Genomic DNA, 17,031 nt, shown 5'->3' with positions numbered 1-17,031 from the left:
GGTACGGCGTCGATCAGGAATCGCGCGGCGGCACGCGATCCTGCGATGCATCTTCGGGACGTTTCTCACCATTGGCCTTGCGATCGCTACCGTCCGGCAGCTGCTCGGGGTCCTTCATCCCTTTCTTGAAGCCCTTGACTGCACCACCCAGGTCTTCACCGATATTGCGCAGACGCTTGGCACCAAAGATCAGCAGCACGATGACCAGCAGGATGAGAAGTTCGCGCCAACCGATCATGACCAGGATCCCAGCAAAAAATGGTTAGGCGAAGGATACCGCAGCCTTCGCCCGTCGCGCTCACGGGATCGGCGTGGTGGTGACGCCACCTTCATCCTGTTTGGCAGGCGTCACGGGTGTCGTTGGCGCTGCAGGTGCCGTCACGGTCGACGTCGTTGCGGAAGGAGCGACCGGCTGGGCTGAACGCGGCGCTTCTTCACCTTCGCTGCGGCGGGCACGTGCGGTGGCCGTCGCTTCTTCCAATGCATTGGTCAGCGCGATGACTTCGGCGCTGCCTGATTGCGGCGCACGACCCTCGAAGATCATTCGCGGCGTGGCGCCACTGCCGTAAACGATCTGGTTGGCCTCGTCATCGATCTTGAGCACCGCACCATCCAGCGCGATACCGGCAAACAAGCCGCGCGCACGCGACCACGACCAGATTTCCGCCTTGAACTGGCCATCCGTCGCCGTGGCGGCGTTACGACCCACCGGCCCTGCGGCAACCCCTGCATCGGCGCCCAAGGTGAACTTGCCGTTGACGATGTCGGCCACGCCGCGATCGCTGCGGAATACCAGCACCACGTCGGCCGATTGCACGCCGGCCTGGAAACCGATGCTGCCGCCCACCAACTTCACGTAAGCCGGGCTGGACCAGGTGTTGTCCGGGCGTTTGACCGACATCAGGCCCAGGCCGCGGCGACCACCAAAGACCAAGCCAGCCTTGATGGTATCGGGCACGATCACTATGGCGCGGGCTTCATCGAACAACTTGTCGGGGATGGCGGACTCCGGAATCGCCAGGCTTTCGTTCAACACGCGCACGGCGTTGCGGGCACGCGCATCCTCGGGCTCGCCGGCGAATGCAGGCGCGGTAGCGAGAAGGATGGCAAGGGCCAAGGCGGCACGACGCATGGGCAAATCTCCAGACACGACAGGGTGTGATGGGAGGATAGCCCCAGCCATCACGCGCAAACCGGCCCGCGCATGAACATGGTTCGCCGATGACGCCGAGCATACGAACGCGGGCGCACGGTATCCTGCCCGCCCATGTCGACTCCCATTTCCCCTGTGACCCGCGGCCTGGTTATTGCGAACCTGGGCACGCCCCGTGCACCGACTGCCGAAGCGGTGCGCACGTATTTGCGCGAGTTCCTCACCGACAAGCGCGTGGTGCAGATCCCGCATCTGGTGTGGAAGCCACTGCTGGACTGGGTGATATTGCCGCGCCGCAGCCCCGTGGTGGCAGAAAAATACGCGGAAATATGGATGGGCGAAGAAGGCTCGCCCCTGCTTGCATACACCCTGCGCCTGGCGCGCGCGTTGCAAGCCGCAATGCCCGCGACGCGCGTGTTGCCCGCGATGCGTTACGGTCAACCGGCCTTGGGCGATGCGATCATGCAACTGCATGCCGAAGGTATCCGCGACATCACCTTATTACCGTTGTATCCGCAGTATTCGACGACGACGACCGCCTCAATGGAAGACGTTGCCGCCGTTATGCGCAAGCGTCTGCCTGATACACGCATTCATGTGGTGCGCGACTACCATGTTGATCCCCATTGGGTCGATGCAATCGCCAACAGCATTCGCACATATTGGGATGCAAACGGTCGCGGTGATCGCCTGATGCTCTCCTTCCACGGCATCCCCGAGCGACTGGTGCGCGCGGGGGATCCGTATGCCGCGCAATGCGAAGCCGGCACCGATGCCATCGCCAAAGCCCTCGACATCCCGCGCAGCGAAATTCTGCTGACGTATCAATCGCGTTTCGGGCGCGAGCGCTGGTTGCAGCCCTATACCTTGCAGACTGTCGAGGAGTTGGCGCGCGATGGCGTGCGTCGACTGGATGTCGTCTGCCCCGGCTTCGCGGTGGATTGCCTGGAAACGCTGGAGGAAATCGCGATGCAGAACGCCGATGCCTTCCGCGCGGCGGGTGGCGAGGCATTCCGCTACATACCCTGCCTCAACGACGCCCCATCGCATGTCGCGGCGCTCGCCGGCATCGCAGCCAATACCGACGCATGAGCATCACTCTCGAAGAAGCCATCCTGGACATCCCGCTCGGTCGATTGCATGCATTGCGCGGCGGGCGCGCAGGCGCAGCCAAAGTGCTGGCTTTGCATGGTTGGCTGGACAATGCCGCCAGCTTCGTGCCGCTGGCCCCGTATCTTGGCGACATCGAACTGGTTGCACTTGATCTGCCAGGACACGGTCGCAGCGTACACCTGCCATTGGGCGCGCACTACACCTTCGAAGTCGCTGTGCACCATGCGCTGGATGCGGCCGATGCATTGGGCTGGGACAGCTTCCGTTTGCTGGGCCATTCGATGGGCGCAGGCATCGCTAGTCTGGTCGCGGCATCGGCGCCTGAGCGAATCGAAAAACTGGTTTGCATAGAAGCGCTCGGCGGCCTGTCAGACACGCCCAACAACACCGCCAAGCGCATGCGCGAAGCCATCACTGCGTCTCGCACCTTGCGCGACAAACCGCTGCGCGTGTTTCCCTCGGCCGAGCCCGCGATCCACGCCCGCATGCGCGCCAACCACATGAGCGAGCCGGTCGCACGATTGATCGTCGAGCGCGGCATCCGACCGGCCGATGGCGGATGGGAATGGTCCAGCGATCAACGCCTGACCGTGCCGACCTTCATGCGTCCGGTAGATGCACAGATCGACAACCTTGTAGCCGGTATCGAATGCCCGACCCGCGTGATCTTCGCCGACCCCGCTCAAGTTTATTTGCCTGACGAAATTCGCCGTCGTTACGCGGCCTGCTTGCCGGATGGCGAACTCTTCGTCATGCCGGGCACGCATCACCTGCACATGGAAGCGCCGAAAGACGTGGCCAAGGTGATCGGCGACTTTCTCGCCAGCTAACGGGGTGGTGCGCCCACCGGCCGCTCGATCAAGTCTCGCCTGGCACTTGCCGTTCGCGCACCAAGGACTCCACCACAGTGGGATCGGCCAGGGTTGAGGTATCGCCCAACTGGTCCGGTGCGTTCTCGGCGATCTTGCGCAGGATGCGTCGCATGATCTTGCCACTGCGCGTTTTGGGCAGACCCGGCGCCCATTGCAAATGGTCGATGCTGGCGATCGGACCGATCTCCTGCCGCACCAACGCGTTCAACTCTTTCTTCAGCCCATCGCTGGGTGCCTCGTCCTGTTTGAGCGTCACGTAGGCATACACACCCTGCCCTTTGATGTCATGGGGGAAACCAACGACTGCCGCCTCCGCCACCTTGGGATGCGCGACCAGCGCACTTTCCAATTCCGCCGTACCGATGCGATGGCCACTGACATTGATCACATCATCCACGCGTCCGGTGATCCAGTAATAACCGTCTTCATCGCGGCGGCAGCCATCACCGGTGAAATACATCCCCGGATAGGTCTTGAAATAGGTATCGATGAAACGCTGGTGGTCGCCATACACCGTGCGCATCTGGCCGGGCCAGGAATCCATCAACACCAGATTGCCTTCGGTAGCGCCTTCCAGCCGTTCGCCCTGCGCATCCACCAATGCTGGCTGCACGCCGGGCAAGGGCAAGGTCGCGGAACCCGGCTTCATCTCGGTAACCCCTGGCACGGGCGATATCAATATTCCGCCCGTCTCGGTCTGCCACCAGGTATCGACGACCGGGCAACGTGCGTCGCCGACGACATCGAAATACCAGCGCCATGCCTCGGGGTTGATCGGCTCACCCACACTGCCAAGCAAACGCAAGGATTTTCGCGATGTCGCTTTGACTGGCGCATCGCCCTCCCGCATCAACGCGCGTATCGCAGTCGGCGCAGTGTAGAAAATAGTGACCTGGTGCTTGTCGATGACCTGCCAGAAGCGCGAGGCATCCGGCCACGTCGGCACGCCTTCAAACATCAGCGCTGTCGCGCCATTGGCAAGTGGACCGTAGACGATGTAGCTATGCCCGGTGATCCAGCCAACATCAGCAGTGCACCAATAGACATCGTCTTCCTTAAGGTCGAACACAGTCTCGTGCGTGTAACTGGCATAGACCAGATACCCGCCCGTGGTATGCAGCACACCTTTTGGTTTGCCGGTGCTGCCCGAGGTATACAAGATGAAGAGCGGATCCTCGGCATTCATGCGCGCGGGCTCGCACGCCTCCGGCTGATCTTCGACCGCCTCATGCCACCAACGATCACGCGGCGAATGCATGTCGATGTCACCGCCGGTGTGGCGCAACACCAGCACCGTTTCCACGCTGGCAGTACCGGATAATTTCAAAGCAGCATCAACATTAGCCTTGAGCGGCACGGCCTTGCCGCCGCGCCATCCTTCATCGGCCGTGACCACCAGTTTGCTTCCCGAATCCGCGATGCGATCCGCGATGGATTGCGGCGCGAAACCGCCAAACACCACCATATGCACGGCACCAATACGCGCGCAGGCCAGCATCGCGATGGCGGCATCCGGCACCATCGGCAAATAGATCGTGACACGATCCCCTTTGCCTATGCCGAGCTCGCGCAGGGCATTCGCCAGCTTGCAGACCCGGGCATGCAATTGACGATAGGTAATCGTTTGCGCAGACGCCGCCGGATCATCGGGCTCGAATACGATAGCTGCTTTGTCTCCGCGCGTTTCAAGATGACGATCCAGGCAGTTCACACTGGCATTGAGCTCGCCATCTTCATACCAACGGATGCGGAAATCATCGGCATCGAAATTGACATTGCGTATTCTTGTAGGCGACTTAACCCAGTCAATGCGCTCGGCGATGCGGCCCCAGAACGCATCCGGGTCACGTACGGACTGGGCATAGTCAAAAGCAACGCCTTCCTTGTGGGAATTGGCCTTGGCGGTGAATTCGGCCGAGGCCGAGATGTGGTCGACAGGCGTGGACATGTGTGCCCCTTTTGAGGTGTCTGATGGCCGCAGTGTGCCGCAACCATTGTTGCGATGTCGTCAGGCCGCCGCTCGCATCGCCAGCATCCATCCGCTTATTGGCGATGAGTTCGACTGAATACGCAAGACGACATCCTTGCAGACCTTTGATTCGCGTCGCGCACTTGTAGCCCTGACATCCATGCCGAGAATTTATTCGGCTTGTTCGTCGCGCAACCCTTCTTTGATCAGGGAATAAAGATCGCCAAAGCTCATGCCCATGTCGTCGACACGAAAGCTATCGACAAGACCAATAACCTATAGGTGATGGCGGACTGCACCAAGAATGCGCCGGGCATCGACTCAATTGGGTATTCGGTGTCGCAAGGTTGACCGGCCAGAAAGCGGCATTTCCCTGACAGCCGGATGCGATCAAGACGCTGTCGACGCCAGTCGCCTGCGAACCCTTGGACACCTGAAAAGGTTCCCGCACCTCCATGCCATCAACCACGGCGCCGCTTTGTTGCCGAAGGCCTATGCAGATCTCGGCTTGGGCTTCTACGGCAAGCAACTGGTGAACACCGCGTGTCACAAAACCCGAAGCTCTAAGACTGGTGATGATCTGGTAATTCGCTCCAATTCGTCGCATGAAAGCACCGAATTTTCTGGTGTTTCGTTGCCACATCAGCACTCGGATCAACGAGGAGGCGCAGCCAATTCTTTCGCTGACAAGAAGCCGTTACGATCAACATCCTGTTTGCGAAATCGCTCGACCAGGTTGGCATGGTGCTCCGCGCGCGTCAGTGGCTTGCCACGCCCACCCGGCTGCTCCAATGACTGCAATACGCCATCACGATTGCGATCCATCGCTTCAAAGCCGTAGCTCATCCACGCGACGTATTCATTCGCTGACACGCGGCCATCGCGGTTTTGATCCATGCGCCTCAGGTAATCGGTGATGCTATCGGCCTGCGCATGTACCGTCGGGCACACCACGCAAACTGTCAGCATCGCCAGAACTTTCGTGCGTGCAGCGCTCAAGGCCACTTCATCTCACCCTTGGCCACCTTGGCGCTGATATCCAGCGACCCTTCGCCGGCGAGACCCGGATAACGCTGCTTCATCGCGGCAATCAAGGCCTTGGCATCGGCTGCCTTCGGGGTTTCTTCATCGAAAGCGCGGATGTAGTCGCCAGTGAAACGCACGGCGTCCAAATCCTGCTTGGCTCCCTCGGCGAAATGACCGGGGACAACGCGCTCGGGTTTCAACGCGGCAATGCCATCCAGCAAGGCCAGCCAGTCGGTATGCGATTGTGGGGTTTGGGTATCGGCCATCCAGACATGTTCGCCGGCCATCACTGGCACGCCGCCTAGCACCGTGCGAATCGCCGGGACCCACAGCACCGTGCGATCCGGCGTCGGCCCCTCCAGATTGAAGATGTCGATATTGCCGCCATCGAAATTCAGCGTCTTGCCCTCGAAGACCTCTGGCGTCACTACGCGCGCGGGCGCCTGCTTGTCGAGGATCGGCCTCCAGTAGGCGAGCTTTGCTTCCGCACTTTCACGTATATGGGCAACCGTGGCCGGGGTGGCGATGACGCGCGCCTCAGGAAACGCCGCCAGCACAGTGTCGAGACCGAAGTAGAAATCGGGGTCACCATGACTGATGAAGATGGTCTTGAGCGGTTTGCCGGTGGCGCGAATTTCTTCGACCAAGCGCTGGGCGTCATTGGCAGCGAATTGCGCATCGACCAACAGCACTTCGTTCGCGCCCACCACCAGGTTGGACGCCACCTGGAAGATCGCGTTCTTGCCGGGGCTGAAGGTTTTCACTTGAAACGGCGCAGCTTGCGCTGCGGTGACGGCGGCAGGCGTGGCGGGCGTCTGCGCAGGATTGGACGATGTGTCGATGGTCGTCGGCTGGCAAGCAGTCAAGGCCAGCGATACCGCAAACACAAGAGCGCAACGTTTCATCGGGTGATCCTTGGGGCAATTTTTCCCACGATACCCAGCCATCGCCGACGCCGCTACTGGGCGTCGGCGATGTGCGCTCAAGCCGGCTGCAATGCGTAGCCGCGCAAGCGACCAGCGAACTCTTGCAGCGAGCGAATACCGCTGGCTTCGGCCTCGCGGCACCATTCCTGCAGACGATGCAGTGAGTCCGTTGCGTTCGCTGAACGCGCTTCGAGTACTGCAGCCAGACGGCGGCGATGTTCGACCAACGCTTGTACGCGCGGCGAAGCCTCAATCCACGCCTGCAACTGTGCACGAGATTCCGGCGTCAGCCAACGTCCGTCATCGACCAACCCCTTGCGCAGGCGGCGTGGCAATTTCTGTACCGTTTCTGCTTCGATCTCCTCGCGCATGGCAGGCTTCAGCACACGACGGTGGAAATCGGTCATGGCCTGGAAACGATGCGCGAGCAGCGCTTTCATCGTTTCCATGTCAGGCATCGGAATATTCGGGCGGATGTCGAGCGAGGGCGCGACGCGCAGCACCTTCGCCAAGCCGAATTTTTCGAGCGTCTTGATCGCAGCCCAGCCGATATCGAACTCCCACTTGCGTAGGGCAAACTTAGCCGACGACGGAAACGCGTGATGGTTGTTGTGCAGCTCTTCGCCGCCGATCCACACGCCCCACGGCGACAGGTTGGTGGCGGTGTCGCTGGTTTCAAAATTGCGATATCCCCACCAGTGGCCCAAGCCATTGACCACGCCGGCGGCCCAGAACGGGATCCACGCCATTTGGATTGCCCAAGCGGCCACGCCCTTGAAGCCGAACAAGGCAAACATGATGAACAACAACACCGTCGGGCCCATCGTCGCCCAACGCGTATAGAGCTTGCGCTCGATCCAGTCGTCCGGGCAGCCCTTGCCGTACTGGTCGATGCTGGCCCGGTCGGCGCGCGCCTCGCGATACAACTCCACGCCCCGCCAGAACACGTTGCCGATGCCTTTGAACATCGGGCTGTGCGGATCCTCTTCAGTCTCGCACTTGGCGTGGTGCTTGCGATGGATGGCGGCCCATTCGCGCGCGATCATCGAGGTGGTCAGCCACGTCCAGAAGCGGAACACATGCGCGATGGCCGGATGGAAATCCACGCCGCGATGCGCGAGTGAACGATGCAGGTACAGCGTGACCGAGAAAATTGTCAGCTGGGTGGCGATGAGCAGATAAACAGCGATGCCGATCCAGCCAATCTGGACCAGACCGCCGGATAGGAAGTCGAGCAACGAAACGGGCATGTGCGATGTCGTGGAGGCGCACCAAACGGTGCCCCCACATGATGGGGGCGCAAACCCGGGACGTCACCAGACGCCTAGGTATGGAATTCAGTTTTGTGGGCCAGTTGCGCTTTCTTCTGGGCCGCCCTGCCCCCATTCTTGTGGTATGCCCGAGCTCCCCGAAGTCGAAACCACCCGTCGCGGCCTGGCCCCGCATCTGGAAGGCCGCCGCATCGCCGAAGTGACGCTGTACCGCGACAGCCTGCGCTGGCCGATCCCGCCTGAGTTGCCGACGCTGCTGCATCGACAACCCATCACCGGCATTCGACGCCGCGCCAAATACCTGTTGCTGGACACCGGTGGCGGCAGTGCACTCTGGCATCTCGGCATGTCCGGCAGTTTGCGCGTGCTGCCCAACGACACGCCGTTGCGCGCGCATGACCATGTCGATGTGCAGTTGGACAACCATCGCGTGCTGCGCTTCAACGATCCGCGCCGCTTTGGCTGTCTGCTCTGGCAGCCTTCCGGCGAAACTCACGAGCTCTTGCGCGGCCTCGGTCCGGAGCCGTTGTCGGATAGCTTCGATGGCGACTATCTGTTTGCGATGTCGCGCGGTCGCAACGCATCAATCAAGACCTTTCTAATGGATCAGGCTGTCGTCGTCGGCGTCGGCAACATCTACGCGGCGGAAGCCTTGTTCGAGGCCGGTATCGCCCCCTTGCGCCCCGCCGGCAAGGTCTCACGGGAGCGCTATGAACGCTTGGCGATCGCGGTCAAGCGCATCCTGGCGCATGCGATTGAGCGCGGTGGCACCACGCTGCGCGACTTCATCAGCCCGGATGGCCTGCCCGGCTATTTCGAGCAAGAGCTCTCGGTCTATGGACGAGGCGGCGAGCCTTGCAAGCAATGCGGCGCCAGGCTCAAGGAAGCCAGTATTGGCCAGCGCACCAGCGTGTGGTGCCCACGCTGCCAGCGTTGAGGCAACGGCCAGCAACGCTCGGCTATCCTGACCCCATGCAATCGCCTACACCCCGTGACGGTATTACCCAATGGCTGGATGACGCCCGCGGCGGCAATCGCGAGGCCTTGGGCCGCGTGCTGCAATCGCTTTACGCCGAATTGCACACGATGGCGAAACGCCAGCTCGGCAGTGCTAACGAAGAGACGCTCGATGCCACGGCCTTGGTTCACGAGGCTTATCTGCGCCTGGTCGGCCAGGACGATGTCGAGTTCGCTGATCGCGCGGCTTTTTTCGCTTACGCCGCCACTGCCATGCGCAGCGTGGTGGTCGATCACGCGCGCGCGCGGCTTGCGCTCAAACGCGGCGGCGGCGACACCGTGCAACGCGTCGCCGATCTGCCCGACAACATCAACGATGGCATTCGCCTGGATGAGGACTTGCTCTCACTCGATAGCGCGCTTGAGCAATTGAACGATGTCGATCCACAGCTCGCCCGAATCGTGGAGCTGCGTTACTTTGCCGGCCTGTCGGAGTTGCAGATCGCCGAGCTCACCGAACGCTCCGAGCGTAGCGTGCGTCGCGATTGGCAAAAGGCGCGCATGTTTCTGCTGCAGATGCTGCAGGGGAAATGATGGAGCGCACCCGCTGGCAGCGTTTGTCGAATGCACTCGATGCATTGCTCGATCTGGATGGCGATGCACGCATCGCGCGTCTTGCCGAGATCGAAACCGAGGATGCCGACTTCGCACGTGACCTGCGCAACTTGCTGGCGCAGGAACACACCGAGGACACGTTGCTTGACTCACCGCTGGTCACCGCCCCACCCGGTCCGCGCGAGGGCGAACAAGTCGGTCCGTATCGGCTGGAAACACTGCTGGGTGAAGGCGGCATGGGCCAGGTCTGGGTCGCAGAGCGCGCCGACGGCCTGTACGAGCGCCGCGTCGCGCTGAAGCTGCTGCGCCCGGGCCTTGCCGATCCCAACCTTCGTTTGCGCTTTACCCGCGAACGGCAAATCCTTGCGCGCCTCGCGCATCCGCATATCGCGCGTTTGCTCGACGCCGGCATCAGCGCCAGCGGCCAGCCCTATCTGGCGCTGGAGGAAGTGCAAGGCGAAGGCATCTTGGAGTACTGCCGCAAGCGCGACCTGGGCCTGCGCCCGCGCCTTCAGCTGTTTCAACAAGTATGCGAGGCGGTAACTCATGCACACGCGAACCTGGTCGTGCATCGTGACCTGAAGCCATCCAACATCCTCGTGACCCCGGACGGCCAAGTGCGGCTGCTCGACTTCGGCATCGCCAAATTGCTCGATGGCAACGAAGCCGATCCGCCTGAGCAAACACGTACCGGCGTGCGCAGTTTCACCCTGCATTACGCCGCGCCTGAACAAATCCGCGGCGAACCGGTGACCACCCAAACCGATGTGTATTCGCTCGGTGTGGTGATGTACGAACTCTTGACCGGCAGCAAACCGTATCGCCTGAAACGCGAAACCAGCGCGCAGTGGGAAGAAGCGATTCTCGCGGGCGATCCGCAGCGGCCATCGAATGCGGTGGTGCGCGGCGGCGAGGATGAGGCTGTTCCCGGGATCGACCGCAAGCGCTGGTCGAAGATGCTGGTCGGTGACCTGGACAACATCGCACTCAAGGCCTTGTCGAAGCTGCCCTCCGAACGCTATCCGTCAGCAGAAGCCTTGTCGCTCGACATCCAGCGTCATCTCGATGGCCTGCCAGTGCTCGCGCGCGCACCCAGCTTCGGGTATCGCACGCGCAAGTTCCTGAGCCGACATCGCTGGCCGATCGCCTTGACATTGCTCATCGGCCTGACCTTGGTGGGCCTGCTGGGATTTACCTGGTGGCAGCGCCAACAAGCCATCCGCGAGACCGCGCGAGCGCAGGCATTGCAGACCTTCGTCGTCGGTTTGTTCGAGAACGCGGGCGTCGCACGCACCGGCAAACCCCTCGATGTCGAAACCCTGATCGATGCCGGCGAATTGCGCGGCGATCGCGAATTGGCATTGCAGCCGCGCGCGCACGCCGAATTGCTTGGTGTCATCGCACGCATCCGCATCGCGTTGGGCCAATACGAAGAAGCCCGCATCCTGCTGCAAAGACAGCAAGATTTGCTTATGTCGCTGACCGATGCGCCTCCAGGCTTGCGACTGGAGGCCGCAACCCAGCGCGGGCGAGTGCAACGACTACAAGGCGATGTCCACGGCTGCATCGCTACCTTGGCATCGGTAGAACCTCGCGCGGCGCGTGCACAAGCGCAACTACCTGCACTGGTCGCCGACTATTACTCGCAACTGGCGCGTTGTCGTCGCGCTCTGGGCGAGCGTGATGCCGCACGCAGCCTGTTTGAACGATCGCTGGCACTGCGTCGCAGCGCACTGGGCGATGACATCGGCGTGGTCGAGAACCTCACTGACCTCGCCGCACTCTCGGTCGATGCCGGTGATTCACCGCAAGCCTTGCGCGGTTTCGAGGGTGCGCTCGCTCAATTGCGCAAAATCGCGGGGCCACGGCATCCACTCGCCATCGACATCTTGCGTTCCATCGGCGCTACCCAACAACAGATGGGGCAAGCCGTTGCGGCATCGCGCTCTTGGGGCGAAGCATTGATGCTATCGGATGACTTGCAAGGCCCTAGCCATCCCGCCACGTTGTCGCTGCGCAGACAACATGCTTTGTTGCTGCTGGAAACCGGTCGGCTGCGTGAAGCGGAAGCCAGTCTGGAAGCCAATCGCCCATTGATCCAACAACGTTATGGCGCAACCAGCGTGGAAGCCGCCGCCGCATGGGATGCGTTGGGCCAGGTATCGCATGAACTGGGCGAGCTCGATCAGTCGCACGATCAATTCCTACGTGCAGCGCGCATTCTTCGCGATGCCAAATCGCAGGCGGCATTGGCCGACACCTTGCAACGCGATGCGGCGGTTCTGATCGAAGCCCATCGTGCGCAATCGGCACTGCGCGTTCTGGAAGACATTCGCAAGTTGCGCGGGCAGCCCAATATCGAGTGGCTGCAGCTGCAGGCAGCCGCACGACTTCAACTTGGCGACGTAACGCAAGCACTTGAGGAGCTGGGCATCGCTCGTCGCATCGCACCCGACTCCCTCGAACTGCGCAGTCTTCAGTCGCATCTGCTGTTGGCCGATGCAACAAGTGATGCTGTATCGCGTGCCAACGCGATGTCGACACTGGAAGAAGCCACCACCCTCACGCCCACCAACCGCACTTCGCCGCAAAGGTTGCGTGCGCAGCTGTGGCTGGCGCAGGCGCTCTGCACCACCGCCCCAGAGCGCGCCCAGTCCTTGTTTGATGATTTGCAATCCACCCTGGCCGAGGCCCAGCCGCAGGGCGGCGTCTTGAGTCGCCAGACCAAGGCAGCACACGATGCATGCCCAAGTCCGACTGCCACCACACCCATCACGGCGCCAACGGCCAGTACGCCTGCTCAGGCTTCGCCGATTACTCGCCCAAGGGGAGCGGCGGCTGCAGGGGCGCAATCTCGCCCTCGCCGCGCATCACTTTCTTGAATTCCCGCCGGCTGACCGACACGTAGCGATCGTTGCCGCCAATCTCGACTTGCGGCCCATCGGCAAGCGCACGACCTACTTCATCGACGCGCACGGTCATAATGGCCTTGCTACCGGTATGGCAGATGGTTTTGATCTCCTGCAATTCGTCCGCCCAGGCGAGCAACGCACTGCTGCCTTCGAACAATTCGCCACGAAAATCCGTACGCAAGCCATAGCAAAGCACCGGAATGTTTCGTGCATCCACCACTTCACTCAACTGCCAGACCTGCGATTTGGTCAGGAACTGCGCTTCGTCCACCAGCACGCAATTAAGCGGACCATGGATGTCGATGTTCGCGTCGATCGTGCGCAGCAAATCATCCTCGCGACCAAAGCGGATGCCATCGGCCTTGAGTCCGATGCGCGAGGCCACTGTGCCGCTACCTGCGCGGTCATCCAGCGCCGGCGTCAAAATCGCCACGCGCATACCGCGCTCGCGGTAATTGTGCGCAGATTGCAACAGCGTCGTGGTCTTGCCGGCGTTCATCGCCGAATAGTAGAAATAGAGCTTGGCCATCCGCTGATTCTAGCGAGGGGGCAAAGCTATTGGTTATCGTCCTTTCCCGTGGCAGGTGGCTTGTTGTTGGCTTCATAGATATCGCTGGCCGTCACCCGCCCCCGTCGGGCTCCTTCGATGTTCTGGTCCTTCCATATCCAGTATTCCTTCGGATCCCAATACTCGTCCCTGTAGAACATTTCGCCAGGCAGTTTGATGAAACTGGCAAAACCGCCGACAGGCCCTGGAATTCGTACTTCGAGAGTGCCGGCAAGCGCTTTCGACCCTGTGCGCGATCCGGTCATCTTGCGCAGTGTGCGCCGCATGATCAGATTCATACGTGGCTTGGCAACCTCATCCCCGTATTCGGCGTAGATTTTGCGGCCGATATCAAGCGCGGCCTTGCGTTGGGCTTCATCAAGACCCGCCCAGTAACGTTCGCGCACAGGCAGGAAGTCCTTGTAGCCTCGCTCTGCCGCCAGATCCATCCAGGCATATGCCGCAGGCTTGTCTTGCTTGACCCCGTTCCCGGTCCAAAGCATCTCGGCGTAAATGGCTTGCGAAGTCTTGTCGGCATATCGCGCGGCACGTCGAAAATAGTTTGCCGCCCGCACAGGCTCCTTGCGATTCTCCAGCTCATGGAAGCCTCGCAACCGATTCATCAAATCCGGATGCGAGCTCAGAAACGCTTCGCTGGTCATGATTTCCTGCTCCAGCATTGGCCGTTTCTGTTGTGCTTCGGCCGCACCGACCAAACAGCTTGCCGAAAACAGCCACATGAACAGCGGTATGCAAGGAATTTTGCGCTTTGACGACATCATTTCTGCTCCTTAACGCACACTCATTACTTGTCCCCGCCAACATGATGCTGGCGCGTCAGTCACCCGGGTCAGCCGACTTCTGTGATGACGCCGCTTCTCGCACCTGTACAAGGTCGCTCACGGTCACCGTGCCGTGCCGTGCACCCTCGACGACTTCTTCCTGCCAGTGCCAGTATTGCTTCGGCTCCCAGAAGCGCTTGTTGTAGTAGGTGCTTGCATTAATGGAGGTTCCGCCGCCGGGCCCTGGAATTATGATGGTCAATCCACCGACGAAGCCGACCCGGCTCCCGGTGATTTTCCTCAGCGCACGCTTGAGTATTTTTTCCATACGCGGCTTGGCTACTGCATCACCATATTCGGCGTAGATCGTCTCCCCCACTTCGAGTGCACGCAGACGCTCTTGCTCACTCAAGGCGTTCCAGTAGCGCTCACGAAACCCCAGGAACAACGTGTAGCCGCGCTCAGATGCCAGGTCCATCCATGCATAAGCCGCGGGACGGTCTTGCGGCACGCCATGGCCCTTCCATAGCAGCTCGGCATAGCCGGCCTGTGATTGCTTGTCGGCGTAGTGTGCGGCTCGCTTGAAGTAGTTGGCCGCGCGTTCGGCATCGCCTCGTTCAAGTTCTTGCATGGCGCGCATGCGATTGAGCATGTCGGGATGGTCGGACAGGAAGGCCTCGCTCGAGACCACTTGCTGCTGTCGTTGACTGAGCTTTCCGGGTTGTGGCTTTGACTTCTGGCCTACAGCCTCCGCTGGGGACAATGCAACCAGCGTGCAAGCCAATGTCATCGTCAACATCTTTGTCATCGGAGTCTGATTCTTCATTTAGCTGTCCATGTCCACTGCCATCCATCGTTACAATGCACTACGCACCACGCAGTCGAAACGTCACACATCCATGCAAGGTCTCAACCCGCCGCAACGCCAGGCCGTCCTTCATACCGAGGGCCCACTACTGGTTCTGGCCGGGGCAGGCAGCGGCAAGACGCGAGTCATCGTAGAAAAAATCGCGCAGCTGGTCTCGACCGGACGTTATCCGGCGCGGCGTATTGCGGCCATCACCTTCACCAATAAATCCGCGAAGGAAATGCGTGAGCGCGTGGCGCGTCGATTGAAGGGCGATGCGGGCGAAGGCCTGACTATCTGCACCTTCCATGCGCTGGGTTTGAAGATCGTGCAGATCGATGCTGCGAAGCTGGGCCTCAAGCGCGGTTTTTCCATCTTTGATGCCGATGACGCGACCGGGCAGATCAAGGACCTGATGCCGGGCGCTAAGCCCGATGCCATTCAGGCCTCCATGTCACTGATCTCCAAAGCCAAAAACGCTGGGCTTTCACCCGAGCAGGCGCTGGAAGTCGCAGGCTCAACGCGAGAGCTGGAGGCCGCGCGCCTCTACGCCAAATACCAATCGCGCCTGCAAAGCTTCAACGCCGTTGATTTCGATGACTTGATCCGCCTGCCGGTGCAATTGCTGGAAAGCGATGCCGAAGCACGCGATGCCTGGCGCGAGCGCATCGGTTATCTGCTGGTCGACGAGTGCCAGGACAGTAATGACGCGCAATATCGCCTGCTAAAGGCACTGGCGGGCGAGGCCGGCCAATTCACCTGCGTGGGCGACGATGACCAATCCATCTACGCTTGGCGCGGCGCCAACCCCGAAAACCTTTCGCAGATGTCGCAGGACTATCCGGCGCTTAGCATCATCAAGCTGGAGCAAAACTATCGCTGCAGCAATCGCGTACTGCGCGCAGCCAACCACCTCATCGCGCACAACCCCCACGAACATCTGAAAACGCTATGGAGTGACGCCGCCGACGGTGAGCGCATACGCGTTTGGGAATGCCGTGATAGCGAGCACGAGGCGGAGAAAGTCGCCGCCGAAATCCAATTCATCCACACCACCAAGCAAGCGCCGTGGAGCGACTTCTGCATCCTGTTTCGCGGGAATCATCAGTCGCGCTTGCTTGAGAAGGCGCTGCAATTGCTGCGCATCCCCTATCACCTGTCAGGCGGCACCGCGTTCCTTGAGCGTGCGGAAGTAAAGGACGCGCTGTCCTGGTTGCGCTTGCTGGTGAATCCCGAGGACGATGCGGCGTTCTTGCGTGCGGTGCAATCGCCCAAGCGTGAGGTCGGGCAGACCACGCTCGCGAAGCTCGCCGAGCTTTCACGCGAAGCGCATTTGCCGATGTCGCGTGCTGCCGAGTCGGTGGGCTTGTTGAAGCAGTTGCCCCCACGTGCCGCAAATGCCTTGCACGGCTTCACCGACATCGTGCATCGCCTGCGCCAAGAGGCCCGCGAAATGAGCGCCGCCGATCTTGTGCGCAGCCTCACCGTTCGCTCCGGCCTTGATGCTGCACTCAAAGCGCAATGCAAGAGCGAACAGCTGTACCAGATACGTCGCGGCAACCTTGAAGAACTGGCGCAATGGTTCGAAGGTGCGCGTGGGTCGGGCGTAGGGGACCTGGCCGCGCAGTTGGCGCTGGTTTCGCGCAGCGACAAGGATGATGCCGGCAACCAGGTTCGATTGATGAGTCTGCACGCGGCGAAGGGCCTGGAATTTCGCTACGTGTACATCGTCGGCATGGAAGATGGCACCCTGCCGCATGAAGCGAGTCTCGACGAAGGCCGCCTGGAAGAAGAGCGGCGCCTGCTTTACGTGGGCATCACCCGCGCCAAAGAGCAGCTATGGCTGTCGCATTCGGCCAAGGCAACGCGCTGGGGCAGCGTGATCAAACTCTCGCCCTCACGCTTCTTCGACGAGCTGCCAGCCGCTGAGTTGCAGCGCGATGGTGCCGACCCGGCGGCCGATGCCGAACGCAAGCAGGCGCGGGCCAAAGCCGGTTTCGCCGATATCCAAGCGATGCTCGGCGGCTGAACACGACACGCC

The 17,031-nt window shown here is 61.1% G+C and carries 15 protein-coding genes; 6 read left to right on the top strand and 9 right to left on the bottom strand.

All coding sequences use genetic code 11. The features are described 5' to 3' along the window. Positions 1 to 13: 13 nt before the first annotated feature. Both tatA and BW989_RS05325 read right to left on the bottom strand, forming a co-directional pair. Positions 14 to 238 carry a twin-arginine translocase TatA/TatE family subunit gene (gene tatA, locus BW989_RS05330; RefSeq protein ID WP_076586069.1) on the bottom strand — a complete coding sequence of 75 codons (225 nt, stop codon included), beginning with the start codon at positions 236 to 238 and terminating at the stop codon, positions 14 to 16. A 60-nt stretch (positions 239 to 298) separates the two neighbouring features. Then, positions 299 to 1,138, bottom strand: coding sequence for a lipid-binding SYLF domain-containing protein (locus BW989_RS05325; protein ID WP_076586067.1), 840 nt, complete (start codon positions 1,136 to 1,138; stop codon positions 299 to 301). 129 nt (positions 1,139 to 1,267) lie between these two features. Between BW989_RS05325 and hemH the strand changes: the two genes are divergently transcribed. Together hemH and BW989_RS05315 are read left to right on the top strand one after the other, a co-directional pair. Next, on the top strand, positions 1,268 to 2,245 hold the full coding sequence (hemH, locus tag BW989_RS05320) for a ferrochelatase (protein WP_076586065.1): 978 nt from the start codon (positions 1,268 to 1,270) through the stop codon (positions 2,243 to 2,245). After that, positions 2,242 to 3,096, top strand: a complete 855-nt coding sequence (locus BW989_RS05315; protein ID WP_076586063.1) for an alpha/beta fold hydrolase — start codon at positions 2,242 to 2,244, stop codon at positions 3,094 to 3,096. The genes hemH and BW989_RS05315 overlap by 4 nt, the downstream gene beginning before the upstream one ends. Before the next feature lie 28 nt (positions 3,097 to 3,124). Here the strand turns inward: BW989_RS05315 and acs are convergent, their stop codons facing one another. The 4 genes from acs to BW989_RS05295 all read right to left on the bottom strand — a co-directional run bounded on the left by acs (position 3,125) and on the right by BW989_RS05295 (position 8,309). Then, complete coding sequence (gene acs, locus BW989_RS05310) at positions 3,125 to 5,086, bottom strand: acetate--CoA ligase (RefSeq protein ID WP_076586061.1); 1,962 nt, start codon at positions 5,084 to 5,086, stop codon at positions 3,125 to 3,127. Positions 5,087 to 5,761: 675 nt separating this feature from the next. Continuing rightward, the gene (locus tag BW989_RS05305; protein ID WP_076586494.1) at positions 5,762 to 6,076 is read right to left on the bottom strand and encodes an EF-hand domain-containing protein; all 315 of its coding nucleotides are present in this window, start codon (positions 6,074 to 6,076) and stop codon (positions 5,762 to 5,764) included. 26 nt (positions 6,077 to 6,102) lie between these two features. Continuing rightward, on the bottom strand, positions 6,103 to 7,038 hold the full coding sequence (locus BW989_RS05300; RefSeq protein ID WP_076586059.1) for an MBL fold metallo-hydrolase: 936 nt from the start codon (positions 7,036 to 7,038) through the stop codon (positions 6,103 to 6,105). Between the two features lie 77 nt (positions 7,039 to 7,115). After that, a complete protein-coding gene (locus BW989_RS05295; protein WP_076586057.1) occupies positions 7,116 to 8,309 on the bottom strand; it encodes a DesA family fatty acid desaturase in 1,194 nt (397 codons plus the stop codon). A 145-nt stretch (positions 8,310 to 8,454) separates the two neighbouring features. Here BW989_RS05295 and mutM point away from each other — a divergent pair, with 145 nt between their 5' ends. Genes mutM through BW989_RS05280 form a run of 3 tightly spaced genes read left to right on the top strand, consistent with a single transcriptional unit; the run spans position 8,455 to position 12,784 of the window. Beyond that, on the top strand, positions 8,455 to 9,267 hold the full coding sequence (mutM, locus tag BW989_RS05290) for a bifunctional DNA-formamidopyrimidine glycosylase/DNA-(apurinic or apyrimidinic site) lyase (RefSeq protein ID WP_076586055.1): 813 nt from the start codon (positions 8,455 to 8,457) through the stop codon (positions 9,265 to 9,267). Positions 9,268 to 9,302: 35 nt separating this feature from the next. Next, positions 9,303 to 9,881 carry an ECF-type sigma factor gene (locus BW989_RS05285; RefSeq protein ID WP_076586053.1) on the top strand — a complete coding sequence of 193 codons (579 nt, stop codon included), beginning with the start codon at positions 9,303 to 9,305 and terminating at the stop codon, positions 9,879 to 9,881. Next, positions 9,878 to 12,784 (top strand): serine/threonine-protein kinase, encoded by a 2,907-nt coding sequence (locus BW989_RS05280; protein WP_076586051.1) that lies wholly within the window; start codon positions 9,878 to 9,880, stop codon positions 12,782 to 12,784. The genes BW989_RS05285 and BW989_RS05280 overlap by 4 nt, the downstream gene beginning before the upstream one ends. Here the strand turns inward: BW989_RS05280 and BW989_RS05275 are convergent. The 3 genes from BW989_RS05275 to BW989_RS05265 are packed head-to-tail and all read right to left on the bottom strand — an operon-like array spanning position 12,717 to position 14,969. After that, positions 12,717 to 13,343: a thymidine kinase gene (locus BW989_RS05275; protein ID WP_076586049.1), complete on the bottom strand. Its 627-nt coding sequence runs from the start codon at positions 13,341 to 13,343 to the stop codon at positions 12,717 to 12,719. The two genes, BW989_RS05280 and BW989_RS05275, sit on opposite strands and share 68 nt — an antisense overlap. Positions 13,344 to 13,369: 26 nt before the next feature. After that, on the bottom strand, positions 13,370 to 14,143 hold the full coding sequence (locus BW989_RS05270) for an SEL1-like repeat protein (protein WP_165688559.1): 774 nt from the start codon (positions 14,141 to 14,143) through the stop codon (positions 13,370 to 13,372). A gap of 55 nt (positions 14,144 to 14,198) precedes the next feature. Then, complete coding sequence (locus tag BW989_RS05265) at positions 14,199 to 14,969, bottom strand: SEL1-like repeat protein (RefSeq protein WP_129582820.1); 771 nt, start codon at positions 14,967 to 14,969, stop codon at positions 14,199 to 14,201. Positions 14,970 to 15,042: 73 nt separating this feature from the next. On the opposite strand from BW989_RS05265, the gene BW989_RS05260 reads away from it, so the two are divergent. Further along, positions 15,043 to 17,019 (top strand): UvrD-helicase domain-containing protein, encoded by a 1,977-nt coding sequence (locus BW989_RS05260; RefSeq protein ID WP_076586492.1) that lies wholly within the window; start codon positions 15,043 to 15,045, stop codon positions 17,017 to 17,019. Positions 17,020 to 17,031 lie beyond the last annotated feature (12 nt).

It is taken from the genome of Solilutibacter tolerans (assembly GCF_900155935.1).
GTDB lineage: Bacteria > Pseudomonadota > Gammaproteobacteria > Xanthomonadales > Xanthomonadaceae > Solilutibacter > Solilutibacter tolerans.
Note: the sequence above shows the minus strand (reverse complement) of the source record. Positions and strands in the feature narration are given on the sequence as shown.